13 protein-coding genes are annotated in these 13,954 nt (G+C 44.8%); 3 read left to right on the forward strand and 10 right to left on the reverse strand.

Annotation, left to right across the window (positions count from 1 at the left end):
- The 7 genes from AC0YN6_RS19330 to AC0YN6_RS19360 form a co-directional block, all read right to left on the reverse strand.
- Positions 1-729 (reverse strand): ABC transporter permease, encoded by a 729-nt coding sequence (locus AC0YN6_RS19330; protein WP_475748792.1) that lies wholly within the window; start codon positions 727-729, stop codon positions 1-3.
- Positions 726-1,640: an ATP-binding cassette domain-containing protein gene (locus AC0YN6_RS19335; protein ID WP_475748793.1), complete on the reverse strand. Its 915-nt coding sequence runs from the start codon at positions 1,638-1,640 to the stop codon at positions 726-728. The genes AC0YN6_RS19330 and AC0YN6_RS19335 overlap by 4 nt, the downstream gene beginning before the upstream one ends.
- A 93-nt stretch (positions 1,641-1,733) precedes the next feature.
- On the reverse strand, positions 1,734-3,122 hold the full coding sequence (locus tag AC0YN6_RS19340; RefSeq protein ID WP_475748794.1) for a HAMP domain-containing sensor histidine kinase: 1,389 nt from the start codon (positions 3,120-3,122) through the stop codon (positions 1,734-1,736).
- Positions 3,119-3,793, reverse strand: coding sequence for a response regulator transcription factor (locus AC0YN6_RS19345; RefSeq protein WP_475748795.1), 675 nt, complete (start codon positions 3,791-3,793; stop codon positions 3,119-3,121). The genes AC0YN6_RS19340 and AC0YN6_RS19345 overlap by 4 nt, the downstream gene beginning before the upstream one ends.
- A 223-nt stretch (positions 3,794-4,016) precedes the next feature.
- The gene (locus AC0YN6_RS19350; RefSeq protein WP_475748796.1) at positions 4,017-5,240 is read right to left on the reverse strand and encodes a cation:proton antiporter; all 1,224 of its coding nucleotides are present in this window, start codon (positions 5,238-5,240) and stop codon (positions 4,017-4,019) included.
- 2 nt (positions 5,241-5,242) lie between these two features.
- Positions 5,243-5,734 carry a cation:proton antiporter regulatory subunit gene (locus AC0YN6_RS19355; RefSeq protein WP_475748797.1) on the reverse strand — a complete coding sequence of 164 codons (492 nt, stop codon included), beginning with the start codon at positions 5,732-5,734 and terminating at the stop codon, positions 5,243-5,245.
- 48 nt (positions 5,735-5,782) lie between these two features.
- Entirely contained in the window at positions 5,783-6,145 is a 363-nt protein-coding gene (locus tag AC0YN6_RS19360; RefSeq protein ID WP_475748798.1) for a hypothetical protein, read from the reverse strand.
- A 222-nt stretch (positions 6,146-6,367) separates the two neighbouring features.
- On the opposite strand from AC0YN6_RS19360, the gene AC0YN6_RS19365 reads away from it, so the two are divergent.
- The gene (locus AC0YN6_RS19365) at positions 6,368-6,820 is read left to right on the forward strand and encodes a cupin domain-containing protein (protein WP_475748858.1); all 453 of its coding nucleotides are present in this window, start codon (positions 6,368-6,370) and stop codon (positions 6,818-6,820) included.
- A 75-nt stretch (positions 6,821-6,895) separates the two neighbouring features.
- Here AC0YN6_RS19365 and AC0YN6_RS19370 read toward each other — a convergent pair whose 3' ends face one another.
- On the reverse strand, positions 6,896-8,530 hold the full coding sequence (locus tag AC0YN6_RS19370) for a GGDEF domain-containing protein (RefSeq protein WP_475748799.1): 1,635 nt from the start codon (positions 8,528-8,530) through the stop codon (positions 6,896-6,898).
- Between the two features lie 326 nt (positions 8,531-8,856).
- Here AC0YN6_RS19370 and deoC point away from each other — a divergent pair, with 326 nt between their 5' ends.
- Positions 8,857-9,546: a deoxyribose-phosphate aldolase gene (gene deoC / locus AC0YN6_RS19375; protein ID WP_475748800.1), complete on the forward strand. Its 690-nt coding sequence runs from the start codon at positions 8,857-8,859 to the stop codon at positions 9,544-9,546.
- Between the two features lie 145 nt (positions 9,547-9,691).
- Here the strand turns inward: deoC and AC0YN6_RS19380 are convergent, their stop codons facing one another.
- Both AC0YN6_RS19380 and AC0YN6_RS19385 read right to left on the reverse strand, forming a co-directional pair.
- Positions 9,692-10,564, reverse strand: a complete 873-nt coding sequence (locus tag AC0YN6_RS19380) for an aldose epimerase family protein (RefSeq protein ID WP_475748801.1) — start codon at positions 10,562-10,564, stop codon at positions 9,692-9,694.
- Between the two features lie 421 nt (positions 10,565-10,985).
- Positions 10,986-12,122: a foldase protein PrsA gene (locus tag AC0YN6_RS19385; protein ID WP_475748803.1), complete on the reverse strand. Its 1,137-nt coding sequence runs from the start codon at positions 12,120-12,122 to the stop codon at positions 10,986-10,988.
- Positions 12,123-12,409: 287 nt separating this feature from the next.
- Between AC0YN6_RS19385 and AC0YN6_RS19390 the strand changes: the two genes are divergently transcribed.
- Positions 12,410-13,858 (forward strand): HD-GYP domain-containing protein, encoded by a 1,449-nt coding sequence (locus tag AC0YN6_RS19390; protein WP_475748805.1) that lies wholly within the window; start codon positions 12,410-12,412, stop codon positions 13,856-13,858.
- Positions 13,859-13,954 lie beyond the last annotated feature (96 nt).

Raw genomic sequence — 13,954 nt, forward strand, 5'->3', positions numbered from 1 at the left:
TCAGTTCACATCCTTTTTGATGAAATGAAAGGTGCCGAGTAGACACAGAATACAGCCGAGTAGAAAGCCTGCACCAACGAACAGCTCTTGCTGCGGGTCTCTAAGGCCAAGCATTGGCCAGTTTAAGGGCAGCAGTCTCGCCCAATCTTTCGATATTAGGCTTGTAAATACGGAGCTAACGGCGACTAATACACCAAGTGTAATCGGGATTGCCTGATTTTTAATGGTCATGCAAAGCCATAAGAACAATGCCAGCGCAGGAAGCGCGGCAAAGAAGGGCAGAAAGCTGAGCTTCAAAATCGCGGTGACTGGCATATCGTCGATTCCAAATCGTAAAGAAAGCCCAAGCGCAATAGTACCTATGACGAGCAAAGTACAGGATAAGAAAAGCAAAAGAAAACTTAATACAAACTTTGAGCGGAATACAGAACCCTTGGAAATTGGCAAAGCGAGAAGCTGTTTCCATGCATTCGTGTTATGCTCAATATTCGCAAGCAGTGACGAAACGAGAGTAACGCCGAGGAAGAGTGAGATGGGGACAAACATTTGGATATCCTCCAGCAGAACCTCCCACAGTCTCCCTGCATATCTTTGAGTCAAATAGTCATAGCGAAGCCCGAAATTAAGAGCCTGCATCGCTATTAACCCGATAGGTCCAATAAAGATTAGTAACCAAAGACCCTTGCCGCGTATTTTTAAGAAGTCGGCTGAAAGTGCTTTGACCATCATAGCTGCTGTCCCTCCCCGACAATTTGCAGGAAGAGATCCTCAAGCGACTTTCGTTTCTCCTCGACTCTATAAATAGAATGATCGCGCTCAACAAGATTTTTTACGATGCGTGCAAGGGCAGGGTTATCCGTATGCTCAAGCAGAAGTGAAGGACCGTCTTGTATAGCCTCCACGCCTTGCCGCTGTAAGGCTGCTAGAGCCAGCTCCGGCTCGGAGACGACAAGCGATATTCGCCCTTGAGCCTGCTCGTGCAAGTGGCTGATCGTATCCTGAAAGACGAGCTCTCCCTGCCGAATGATGCCGACTGTCCCTGCTGTCAGCTCAACCTCGCTTAACAAATGGCTGGATATGAGGACGGTTATGCCATGCTGCTTAGGCATTTGTTTAATTAATTCGCGTATTTCCAATATTCCTGATGGATCGAGTCCATTCGTTGGCTCGTCGAGCAGCAGCAGTTCTGGACTGCCAAGCAGCGCGCTTGCGATGCCTAATCGCTGCTTCATCCCAAGCGAGTAGCCTTTTACGGGCCGCTTCGCTTCCTTGGTGAGCCCAACAATGTCCAGCACCTCAGCGATTTTGGATACGGGCGAGCCGAGAATACGGCGAATCGCTTCCAAATTATCGACGGCGCTTAAATGCCCATAATACGATGGGTACTCCACGAGTGAGCCGACTCGGCGCAAGATGGACAGACGTTCCTTGTTCAAGGGTTGCCCGAATATATGAACTGACCCGCCTGACGGTTGAATTAATCCGAGCAGCATACGGATGGTTGTTGTCTTTCCAGCGCCGTTCGGTCCAAGAAAGCCGTAGATATCACCTTTTGCAATTTTCAAATTCAGATTGGATACTGCATAACGTCCTTTATAACGCTTGCTGAGTCCTCTTGTTTCAATAACCCATTCATTCACGTTAATCACCTCAACACTTACATTAACGGACGAAGGTTAAACCGAGAGCTCCTCAAGTTTAAGTTTTGTTTAAATTTGAAAGAAGAGGCCTGATCATTTTACAAAAATATAGACGGTAGTTCCGCTAGCTTGGTTATCCATCTGCCATCCGAATTTCATCTCTTGCAGAAGGTAATCGACAATAGCTAGTCCTATTCCAGCGCCCTTGCCATTCGAAGCGGATTCCAGCCCATTGCCGTGATCCCTAATAACGAGAGCGGAGCGCCCGTGGTAGGTTTCGACTGTAATACCGATATATTTGCCGCTGCTCGCATGCCTCGTTACATTTTGAAATAAGTTATTCAGCACACGGCGGAAGCCTGCTTTATCTACATGATGGAGCATCGGCTCGTCAGGCAGCTCAACCTCGGCAACGATACCTGACTGTTCCCAAAGGGGATACCAGAATGCCGCGCTTTCCCTCACTAAGCGAAGTAAATCATGTCGCTCTAGATTTAACGGATAACGCCCGCTTGTCATGAGCGTGTAGGAAAGTAGATTTTCAATGAGGCTGTCCAGGCTTGTGATTTTTTGCTCCATTTGCTTGACTGCTGCTTGTGCTTTTAAGCTTAACGGTTCCTTTTGCAGCGAGTAAAGATGGCTGTTCATCACCGTGAGCGGCGTCCGAAGATCATGGGATAAGCTTGCAATAAGCTCTTTGCGAAGCTCCTCCTCCGCACGTTCGCGTTCGGTGCTTTCACGGAGCTGCTCAACCATTCGGTTAAAGGCTTCTTCCAGCTGTCCGATTTCATCATTTTTCTTTAATTGGATGGGCTGAGGAAGACCGTTGTCGCTGTGCAGTGACATAGCCGCCTGCAGACTGAGCAGACGATTGCGAATATGCCTGAAGAAAAGCAAGGACAGCAGGAAGAATAAGGCGAACATAATAAACAGAAACGTCAAATAAAACGGTGTCCCCGAGCCGATCGGAGCTTCTAGCTGAATAACTGATCGCTGTATCTGCATGACCATGAAGGCTGGACCTTTGTGGTCTGTCCCAAGTAACGAAACGATGGTAAAGGGATCGCTATCGATATTATCCTTCATGAATTGAATCGCATCAGCAGGCGACCATTGGCTGGGCAGCTGTTCTTGTACGGGAAGCTGAAGCTTTGTTGAGCCAGTAGAGTCCACCCAGAATATAGAGGCTTCAGGATATTTCCCCTTCAGCTCGTGAAGCTTGCTGTTGATCTGTTCTGCATTGCTTTCCGTTAGCTGAGCCGCTTGCGAATGCCACATTTCGGTTAGTTCTTTTCCGCTGCCATACTTCAAATAGTCTGTACTAGCGGTTTGAGTATTTTCTTGAATGAGCATATAAATAATAGAAGTTAAAGGGAAAATGATCGGGATAAAGAGAAAGGCAAATAAAATGATAAGCAAATAACGGGATAATAAGGATTCGTGAAATCTCCTGCCGCTCGCGCGTTGTTTTGCCTTCTTCATGCGCGCACCCGATAGCCGATGCCGCGAACGGTCTCAATGATCTCAGGGGCAGCAGGGTTTCGTTCGATCTTCTCCCTCAGATAACGAATATGAACCATTAACGTTTTATCTCCCTCAATGAAGGATTCTCCCCAGACAGCCTCGTAAATTTGTTCCTTCGTTAACAATTGTCCCAAATGGCGAAGCAGATAGCTGAAGATGTGAAATTGCTTGCCCGTTAACATTATTTCTTCTCCTGTATCTCGGTTTTCGACACGATTTTGCTGTTCGTAGACGAGCAGATGCTTTATAACGAGCGGCTCCGCAAGTCGAGCACCCGATCGGCGAAGAAGTACCTCGATACGAGCCGTTAATTCATCGGGATGAAAAGGTTTGGTTAAATAGTCATCAGCGAAATGGAGACCCTGCAGCTTATCATCGATGGAGGTGCGTGCTGAGAGCATAAGAATCGGAATATCCGGCACAGCCTTCTTAAGCCGCTGTCCAATCGTAAAGCCATCGAGTCCAGGCAGCATGACATCGAGAATAACAAGCTTGCAGCCCGCGGCAGCTTCAAGTGCCTGCTCACCGCTTTTCAACCATTTAACCTTATAGCCTTGCTCCTGCAAATGCTGAGAAACAAAGCTTCCAATTTCGATATCATCTTCAATATATAATAGCGATGCAGTCATGTTATTAATGGTTCCCCTCATTATTTATTATAATTAGATTCAATATTTTACCTATTGTATATTGATTATAAGGCAGAAACTCGAGGATTGCATGTAATGAATGAGAGCTATGAAATCCCGTTATAATAAAAGCTTATAATTGCGGTAAAGTTAATCATCCTCGTTATTGCGCAAATAAAAAAGGACCTGGTCAATAATGACCAGGCCCTTTGCTATATGGTTATCAATCCTCGCCTGTCTGTACTTTAGCTTTCTTTGGCTTTTCCCATCTGAAAATTTTGTTTAAGCCATAAAATACATACTTCGATTCCTTCGTCAGAAGGGGTCCTAAGATCGCCAAGATGAGTACGTATAAGGCGGCGAATGGCTGCAGCAGATCAAGCAAGCCGCCTGCTTTGCCGAGGTTCGCCATAATGATGGAGAACTCGCCGCGAGATACGATGGTCAGGCCGATATTGGCAGATGCCTTCGGCGACAAACCTGCGGTTTTTCCGGCGAACATGCCTGCAATGAAATTACCAAACAGTGTAACGGCAACTGCTCCAATGGACAGCCACATCGCACCGCCAAGCGCGAACGGGTCAATGGTCAGACCAAAGCTGAAGAAGAAGAGCGCGCCGAAGAAATCGCGGAAAGGCAAAATGAGATGCTCAATCCGCTTCATGTGAACGGTCTCAGCCAGTACTAAGCCAACTAGCAAAGCGCCAATCGCTTCTGCTACATGAATCGTCTCAGAGAAACCTGCTACGAGGAACAAGAAGCCGAACACGAGCAGCAGAAACAGCTCATTCGAGCGAATATTGAAAATCTTGTTTAGAAGCGGAGCTGCTTTCCGTCCTATAATCAGGAATAGAAGCATGAAACCTAATGCATAAGATGCAGAAAGAAGTACACCGCCTAATGTTGAAGAGTCGCTGAGCACGAGTCCAGAGAGGACAGAGATATAAACTGCGAGGAAAATATCCTCGAACATAATAATTCCAAGAATCATTTCCGTCTCTGGGTTAGCCGTCCGTTTCAAATCGACAAGCACTTTCGCCACGATAGCGCTCGACGATATCGTTGTAATGCCGGCCATGACCATCGTTTCCTCGATAGGGAAGCCGTTGACGAAGCCGAATATCAAACCAAGTGTGAAATTGATAACAATATAGATGGTTCCGCCTATCGCGATAGAGCGTCCCGATTTCATTAATCGACCCACAGAAAATTCTAGACCTAAATAGAACAGGAGAAACAGCACGCCTAGCCGTCCCATGAATTCAATTAGTTCCCCACTATGAATAAACCTGAAGTCCAATATGCCAATGTGTGGCGCATGAGGACCTACAGCCATGCCGATTAAAATGTAGAACGGGATGACGGAAAAACGAATTTTTGCAGCTAACAGCCCGACTAAGGCGATGAGTATAACAGCAAGACCGATTTCCAGCACCATGTGATCCATAATTAACGGCTCCCGTTTTGCAGCATCAGCTTAAGCAGCTTCAAATGCTGCCTTTCACCTGCAACAATGAGTGTTGTATCTGCTTTGAAAATATAGTCGGGGCCGGGATTAATATGCTTTGCCTCTTTCTCAACAGCGGCGATAATGGTCGCGCCAGTCGTCTGACGGATATTAGCCTCACCGATTGTTCTGCCAATGCATGCTGCATTTGGTTCAATCTTGTACCATTCAATTGTCAGGTCATCAAGTGCGACCTCAATTGTTTCAAGAGCTTTCGGCTTATAGGTCATACCTCCGACAATAGCGGCAACTTGCCTTGCTTCTTCATCCTCAAGGGTTACCATAGAAATGCTATCGTCCGGGTCCTCATAATCAAAGTGGTACATCTCGCGGCGTCCATCATCGTGAATGATGATGACAAACTTGTCACCGCTTCTGGTCATGATTTGGTATTTGCGCCCAATGCCGGGCAGATCGGATTCTCTAATGTTCATTTTGTGTGCCTCCTCATTTGTTGTTAGATTACAAACCAAATGAAAAGACTACCCAACAAAATGGGAGGTGAACTTAATAGGAGTCATAAGTAAATCTCGCAATCGTTGTCGAACAGACGAATGGAGAGCGGATAATGTGATGGAACGCCAGTATATGAGCAGGAGTGCATGCACATAGGCGATAAGGGGTTCGTTCTCGGGTGAAAATGTTTTGGCAGTGGTGTTTTTTTTGCACGCGGTTGTAGTTGCGTATCTCGAAGCTGTTTTAATTCGACTCGCACCAGCCGTCAACTCGAACATATTGCCAGCTTGGTAGGCGAACAGCGCTGCAAGCAGCAGCGGAACAATAATAAGGATGTGCATCATATGCTTACAGCTAACACGTCCAAAATCAAGTAAGCGATTGTTCATCTGTTCACCTCCAATGCCATTTGATAATATAAGTATAACTTATAAATTGAAAAATAAAAAGCGAATCCAATCATTTAACAGTGAAAAAATGAAATTTGCCCTCTATTCCCACCTGTTTAATGAATTGACGATATACAAGATGCGTTATAGAATGAATAAACGATTTTTTTAAACGAAATGTAGGCTAGAGATAAAGAAAGAAGGTTGAAGTGGATGGGAGTACTGGTGAAACAACTGTCCCCTCTCGTGGAATCGCTCGGATTGAAAGAGCATATTGAGGGTGGATGGTATAAGGAAATTTGGAAGGCTGGCTTTGAAATTCCGCAGGAGGTGCTTGGCGCTCCTTATTCAGGACCGCGTTTTGCGGCATCATCCATTTACTATCTTTTGCATCCCGATGAGTTTTCTGATTGGCATACGGTTTATTCAGACGAGCTATGGATGTGGCATGCCGGCAGTCCTTTGATGCTGACGCTGGGCGGTACAGAAGCGGAACCTGAGCTAAGGAAAGAAATCATTGTTGGTCCGGATGTGCTCGCAGGACATCAGCCGCAGGCATTGGTACCGGCGAACGAATGGCAAATGTCACGTCCGCTGGGGGACGAGCCTGTACTCGTTTCCTGCGTTGTAGCACCAGGGTTCCACTACGATGATTTTAAAATCATTAAACGATAATTCGCTATCATTTATACAAATGAAGACAAGAGCCATCCCGGGGAGTGGAAATCCCTTTGCGGATGGCTCTTGTCGTTAGTATGGCACATAACAATCTTTTCCTTTGCGCTTCGCCTGATAGAGTGCTTTGTCAGCATGGGTGAACAGCTCTTCCTGCTTTGCAGAGCATCCAGGCTTCCACGTAGAGGAGCCTAGACTGATGGTAACATAGGGAAATTCTGCTGATTCAGCATGAGGGATTTGTAGTTGTCTAACCGCCTCAATAAGTCGGTTCGCGATGTTTGCAGCACGTTCTTCATTCGTTTGAGGCAAAATAATTCCAAATTCCTCGCCTCCATACCGGGCGACGATATCAAGCGGGCGCTTTAAGACGCTGCGCATAGCGGCGGCGATTTGTCTTAGACATTCGTCGCCTTTTTGATGTCCAAACGTATCATTGTATAATTTAAAGTTGTCGATATCGCCTAACATCAGCGTAATGGGCATATGGTGGCGCTGCGCTTCCAGCCATTCGTTGTTCCAAGACTCATCAAATGACCGCCGATTTGCGATAGCGGTCAATTCATCAACATGTGAGAGCTTATGCATCAATTGATATTGCTCAATCATTTTCAGCTCAGTTTCTTTACGAGGAGTTACATCTCTTGAGACACATACAATCGTTTGTGTACGATCCCCGTCATTATAGACGATTCGAGATGTCGTTTCGAACCATCGATAGTTGCCTTCCTTGCGTCTTACTCGATAAGTAATTGTATTTGCTTCAACATTGTTGTAAATAAGCTCCTGATTATCAATCATTCGGTTTCTATCATCAGGATGGTATAGTGCGAAGGGAGATGATCCAATAAGCTCATCGTCACGGTAACCAAGAAGAATATAGCAAGCAGGAGATACATAAGTAAACAGGCCGTCACGATTATGCTTGGATATCATATCGCTTGAATTCTCGGCAAGCAGGCGGAAGCTTTTCTCACTTTCGAGCAGCTTGTCAGCGATTTGCTTCCGTTCTGTGATTTTTCTTATATGAACGGAGAGTCCAAATTCGGATGGGTATAGATTCGTTTCAAACCAATCATTAAGCCGCGGAATAAATTGTTCGTATATGCGGTGTTGATGTGTATCCATAGAAAGCTTATATTCCAGATGGCTGATCGACTCAGCGAGCCAAGGGAATAGGCTCCAAATACTATAGCCGATTAATTGTTCCTCGTTTAGCTTAAACAGCTTTTGAGCTGCATTGTTCGTATAAATGAACCGGAGTTCGTGATCAAGTGCGAAGAAAGCATCTGAAATGCTCTCAAGAATCACTTCTGATATCGCTTCGGTTTTCACTGTAATATCCATCAATTGATATATAAAATGCTGAGGATTGCCTCTTTTATCATTTACGAGTGATACGGAAAGAAGCACGGTCAACAAATCTCCAGATTTTTTGATATATCTTTTTTGCATTTGAAAGGTGTCGATTTTGCTTTCAATCAATTGTTTTACATAATAAAGATCTTGTTCCAAATCCTCTGGATGACTAATTTGCGCAAAAGTAACTCCGAGAAGCTCGTTCTCCTCGTAGCCCAGCATCGTTTGAGCAGATGTATTGACTAAGATAAAGCGGCCATCTAAATCAACTAAAGCCATGCCTATCGAGGCATAATGAAAAGCGTTGCTGAATAAATCTGCTTCTCTCTTTGGTTTCGAAAACAAGGACAAACTGCGCACCTCTTCTGCTGTTCATACTGGATATCATTGTTAGAACATATATATAGTAAAGAATAGAACACAACCTTTCGTTTGTCCACACTACTTCTGTAGGAAAAGTTCTGTTCAGATGGGATGTTAAGCTATTGGCAATAGGGCTGATTCTCTATTTGCAAAGTGCGCGAATAAAAAAGAAGCTGCTCTTAAGTCATTATAGGCAGCCTAAGTAAACAAAGGTTGTTTCAACGGTCATTTTTGGATAGGATAGTGACGAGGCGTATTAGAAACTTGATCTCCTGTACAAAGGAACATATAGAATGAAAGTGGAGGAAACAATAATGAATAACGGCATGAATTACTCGCCAGCGGAAATTGCGGCGATGATCGATCATACGATACTAAAGGCGGATGCGACGAAGGATGAGGTTTTGCAAATTTGTCGTGAGGCTAAACAATATCAGTTTGCAACGGTTTGCGTGAACGCAGGCTGGGTAGCGACAGCTGCTGAGGAACTGAAGGGCTCAGGAGTCGGAATTACGACAGTAGTCGGCTTTCCGCTAGGAGCGACAACGACAGCTTCAAAAGCGGCAGAAGCTAAGTTTGCAGTGGAAGACGGAGCGACGGAAGTGGATATGGTACTGAACATCGGATTGTTGAAATCAGGCGATCTAGAAGGCGTGAAGCGTGATGTTGAAGGCGTAGTCTCAGCAGTTAAAGGACAAGCTGCACTTAAAGTTATTCTTGAAACAGGTCTTCTTACAGATGAAGAAAAAGTAGTTGCATGTGAAATTTGTAAAAACGCTGGCGCCGACTTCGTGAAGACATCAACGGGTTTCGGGAAAGGCGGGGCGACGGTAGAGGATATCGCGCTTATGCGTCGTACAGTAGGGCCAGATCTCGGAGTGAAAGCATCCGGCGGAGTACGTGATCGCGAGACTGCACTGCAAATGTTTGCTGCGGGTGCAACACGCATCGGAGCAAGCTCCGGCATCGCTATTGTTACAGGCGGTCAAGGCGAAGGATACTAATCCAAGGATGCACATAGGATCGAATAAATAAAGAGAGGGACACCTTACTAAGGTTGAGAATTTTCTCATGGAAAGTTAGGTGTCTCTCTCTTTTGTGATTTACTGTTATCTCTGCTTCGAATGACTCGAATAAATGGAGCTGTACTTAACGCTCACAGCTAATCGTTAGGTTGGCAAACAGCTCTTCGCCGGCGTTCAACATGACGAGCTCCTCTTGACGATTGAGCTCACTCGTCATAGCCATCCACGGCTCCACGCATACGAATGGCCGATCCTCTACGGACCAAATGACCATATATTTAAAAATATCATCATAAGTTAGACGAACGCGAGCATCATTAGAGACAGGGAATGAGATCTCACTTTTCTTCACATCAAGCAGGCATACTGACTCAACAAGCCCTTCCAAGTCGATAACTCCATTAAATGGTTTCTCAATATTATCGTTATAGTCGACGTAGCGGGTCGCATCGACGTCATATGCGATCTTCTTGCCCGAATCGATAGCGAAATAAGGATGGAAGCCCGCATAGAAAGGCATCGCAGCGGCTTCACTCAAATTGCGATATTGCTGACGTGTATGTAATTGGCCATCCTGCAGCACATAAGTGAACAGCAGCTCGAATTTGAAAGGATATACTTGCAGCGTTTCTTCATTGCTCTGCAGGCGAATCGTAATCGAAGCCTCGCCTTCAGTCGTCGTGCTGACAACGTCCCATGGGGAAGTGCGGGCTACGCCGTGATTGGCCATTTTGTAGGATTGACCATTCCACTCATAGGTTTGGTTTTCCAGCTGTCCGGAAATGGGGAACAAGATCGGGTTGCCGCCGCGAATATTTGCAGTCGGATTCTCAAACGTCGATTTGTCCAAATAAAAGAGCTCTAATCCATGCAGCTGGCAGCTAATGACAATGCCGCCGCGCTCGGGACATACGATCACGCGAGATTGCGTGCTTGCTTCCGTTAATTCATACAAGGTATACGTTTCTTTATAGCTCCGTACTTCGTAGTTGCTCACTGAGTTCCCTCCAATAATAGGTGCATAATATATTTCAACATCATATCATAATCACAATACTTGATACCTTATTAATTATCGCCTAATTGCTGCCTACAGAGTCATATCGCACTCCCCGTCATTCGTACGTCTATCCCTGGCAGGTATATTGCAGGTTACAAAATGGACAAATCTAGTAAAACAATCATCTACTCCAAATGAAAATAATAGAATAATATATATTAACTTCAGAAGAACAGCAAATTGCTAATAACTCTTATCTGTATCTTAGAAGTCAAAGCCTCCCCAAGCTTATCCCTCCAAGCGGAAAGGGGGCTTTTTTTTGTTTAAAGTCCTAAATAACATTCATGCAACAAAAAAGGACAGCGTTCCATAGGTTATCAAACACCTATGAAGCACTATCCTTTAATCTGAGCGGTAATTATTCAGCTGTAGGAGCTGTCGTTTCTTCTGGAGCAAGTGTATTCGTGATTTTTGCTTTTGCACGAATTTCTGTCATCCAAGCTTGGGATAACTCATTTGCTTCTGTAGCGACAAGCTGCTTCTTAATTTCTTCCTTCTTCTCTTCGAAGGTTGGAACAACAGCAGCTTTTTCAGCTGTTTTCTTAATAATGTGGAAACCATGTTCAGTTTGAACAACTCCGCTGATTTCATTTACCTTCAGCGCGAAAGCAGCTTCTTCGAACTCAGGAACCATTTTTCCTCTTCCGAATAGACCAAGATCTCCGCCTTTATCCTTGGAGCCTGGGTCAGTCGATTTCTCTTTCGCGATTGCTGCGAAGTCTCCGCCTTGCTTGAGCTCAGCCAGAATAGCGTCAGCCTCTTCTTTGGTAGCTACCAATATATGTGAAGCTTGAATTTCCTCAGGCGTACCAAGCGCAGCCTTGTTCGTATCATAGAACTGTTGAATTTCTTCAGCTGTAACGTCTGTTTTTGGCTCCAACACTTTAGTGATGGTTAAATTGATCTTGATATCGTTCTTCAAGTTTTCTTCGGTAGTATTGCTTTGAGCAAGGGCTGCTTTGAACTCCTCGTCCGAAGGGAAGTTCTTCTTGATCAAATCCAATTCAGCTTGAATTTCAGTGTCTGAAATTTTCACGCTAGCTGCTTCTGCTTCTTGGTAAATCAATTCCTGCGTAATGAGATTCTCAAGTGTAGCAGGGCCGCCTGCTTTGACTAACTCATCGTAAAGTCTGTCTTTCTTTATGTCGATACCGTTGACCGTTGCTACGGTTTCATTGCTCGTTCCAAATGGCGGCTTAATGAGTACGACCACTAGCAAAATAGCTAGTACAGCCGAGACGATAATCCATGCTTTTCCGCTTCCGCTTTTAGGGGCTGCGTGGGCGCTCTCTGAATCTAGAGAAGCGGCGCGAATTTCGTCATTTGAAACTTCAGGAAGCTCTTCGTCTACTTCGAGTTGAAGCTCCTCTTCGATAGCTGCATCTTGTTCAGTAAGCTTGTCCTGCTCTTCTGTTTGTTCCAAATCGTGACGCTCTTCATTCGCAGTCAATTCGTTTTCTGCGTCTTTTTTTGGCTGCGATTCTTTGTTATTCATTCCATAAACTCCCTTCAATTTATCTATCTTCAACTACTATAACAAAACAAGAATGAAAAAACCTTAATCTAAAATAAAAATATAGTTTGTCATGTCGGATAAATTGTATTTTCGCTTAATTTCACTATTTATAGGATGACTGCGGGGTGATATGATAGGGTTAGACAATTATCCAGCATTATCCTACAAAATTCATGTTTGTTTTTTTATGATTTAAGCATTTGTCACCTCCCACAGGCGATATGTTTACTGGCTATATCGAAGAACGACATCTAGGAGGAATTAGGTTGAGCAAAAATTTGTGGGTATTCACGCGTTTAGTTTTATCCATGCTTATACCGTTGGCAGGCTATTTCGTATTGCGAGGCACGGAGCTTGATATAAGCATCAATGCGCCTCAAGAACATTTTTATATCGTCAGTCTAGTTGCAGTGATTTCACTCATCCTTGCGATTGCGGTCGGTTTCGTTGCTATTTCACTGCGTAATATTAAGATTAGTTTTCTATCGTTATCTTATGTATCGTTATCTGCAATGTTTGTTCTTCATGGTTTGTCTACCCCTGGTTTTTTAGTCCATCATTCAAATACTACGGGAAGTACGGCTCAGTTTAGTGTTATGCTGGCGGTCGTATGGTTGTGGTTATCCTCTATGTCTGTAGATCAGCCGATCATCAAATGGTTTGCACAGTGGCAACGATTTCTGCTGCCTTTCTGGACGGCTTTGCTGCTTATCTTCTGCTCCTTAATTTGGCTATATCCGAATATCATCTTATTTTTTCATCTGAAGGAATTGCCTATGAAATGGGGTGCCAGCATATTCATAATTGGTTTGAATGGCTGGACGATATATCGTTATTTGAGAGCCTACTTATCCTCCCGGTTCCCGCTTCAGCTTGCGATCGTTTATAGCTCAGGCTGGATGATTACTGCACAGCTCATTATCGTTACAGGACAAGCTTGGAATGTGAGCTGGTGGCTTTACCATGTCCTATTGCTGGCTTCAGTTATTGTTATGGTTTCAGGTATTGTGAGTCAATATGTCAGCTCAAAGTCTATTACAGCCTCCATTAAGTTGATGTTCCGCTCCAATCCGCGGGATTGGATCAATACCTATATGTCTACAAGCGTCCGAGAGCTGGTTATGACTACGGAAGCACGTGATTCTTATACAGCAGGTCACAATTATCGGGTTGCTCTATATGCTTTGAAGCTAGGTGAGGAGATGTCCTTATCCACAGGTGAACTAAGAGCGATTGCGCAAGGCGGACTGGTACATGATGTTGGCAAACTGCGTATACCGGATACGATTCTGAATAAGCCGGGCAAGCTTTCGCCAGAGGAGCGAGAGGTCATAGAAGTACATCCCGTATCGGGCTATGATTTATGCAAAAGATTAGGCTTTATGCCAGAGGAGCTTTCCGTTATAAGGTCGCATCATGAAAAGTGGGATGGAAGCGGTTATCCCGATCAACTGGCAGGTGAACAAATTCCGCTTTTAGCACGGGTTACCGCTGTTGCGGATGTTTATGATGCCTTAACCTCTTCTCGTTCTTATCGAAAGGCGATGTCGCATGGAGCGGCGATGGAAATTATTTTGAAGGAAAGCGGACGCCATTTCGACCCCCTCTGTGTGAAGGCGTGGGAGCGCCTTGTTCGGGAGCAAAAGAGCTTTTTCGAGGAAACGGTCAGAAATAGTCCGCACTTGAAGCTTGAGAAAAAACTGATTAAATCGTAGCAGAGCAAATTGATGACAATGAAACGCTAGGGCAGCTATCCGCGGTATTGCGGCATGCAGGCTCTAGCGTTTTTTTATCATCCAAATAATAGTTAA

The organism is Paenibacillus sp. J22P15 (genome assembly GCF_056269345.1).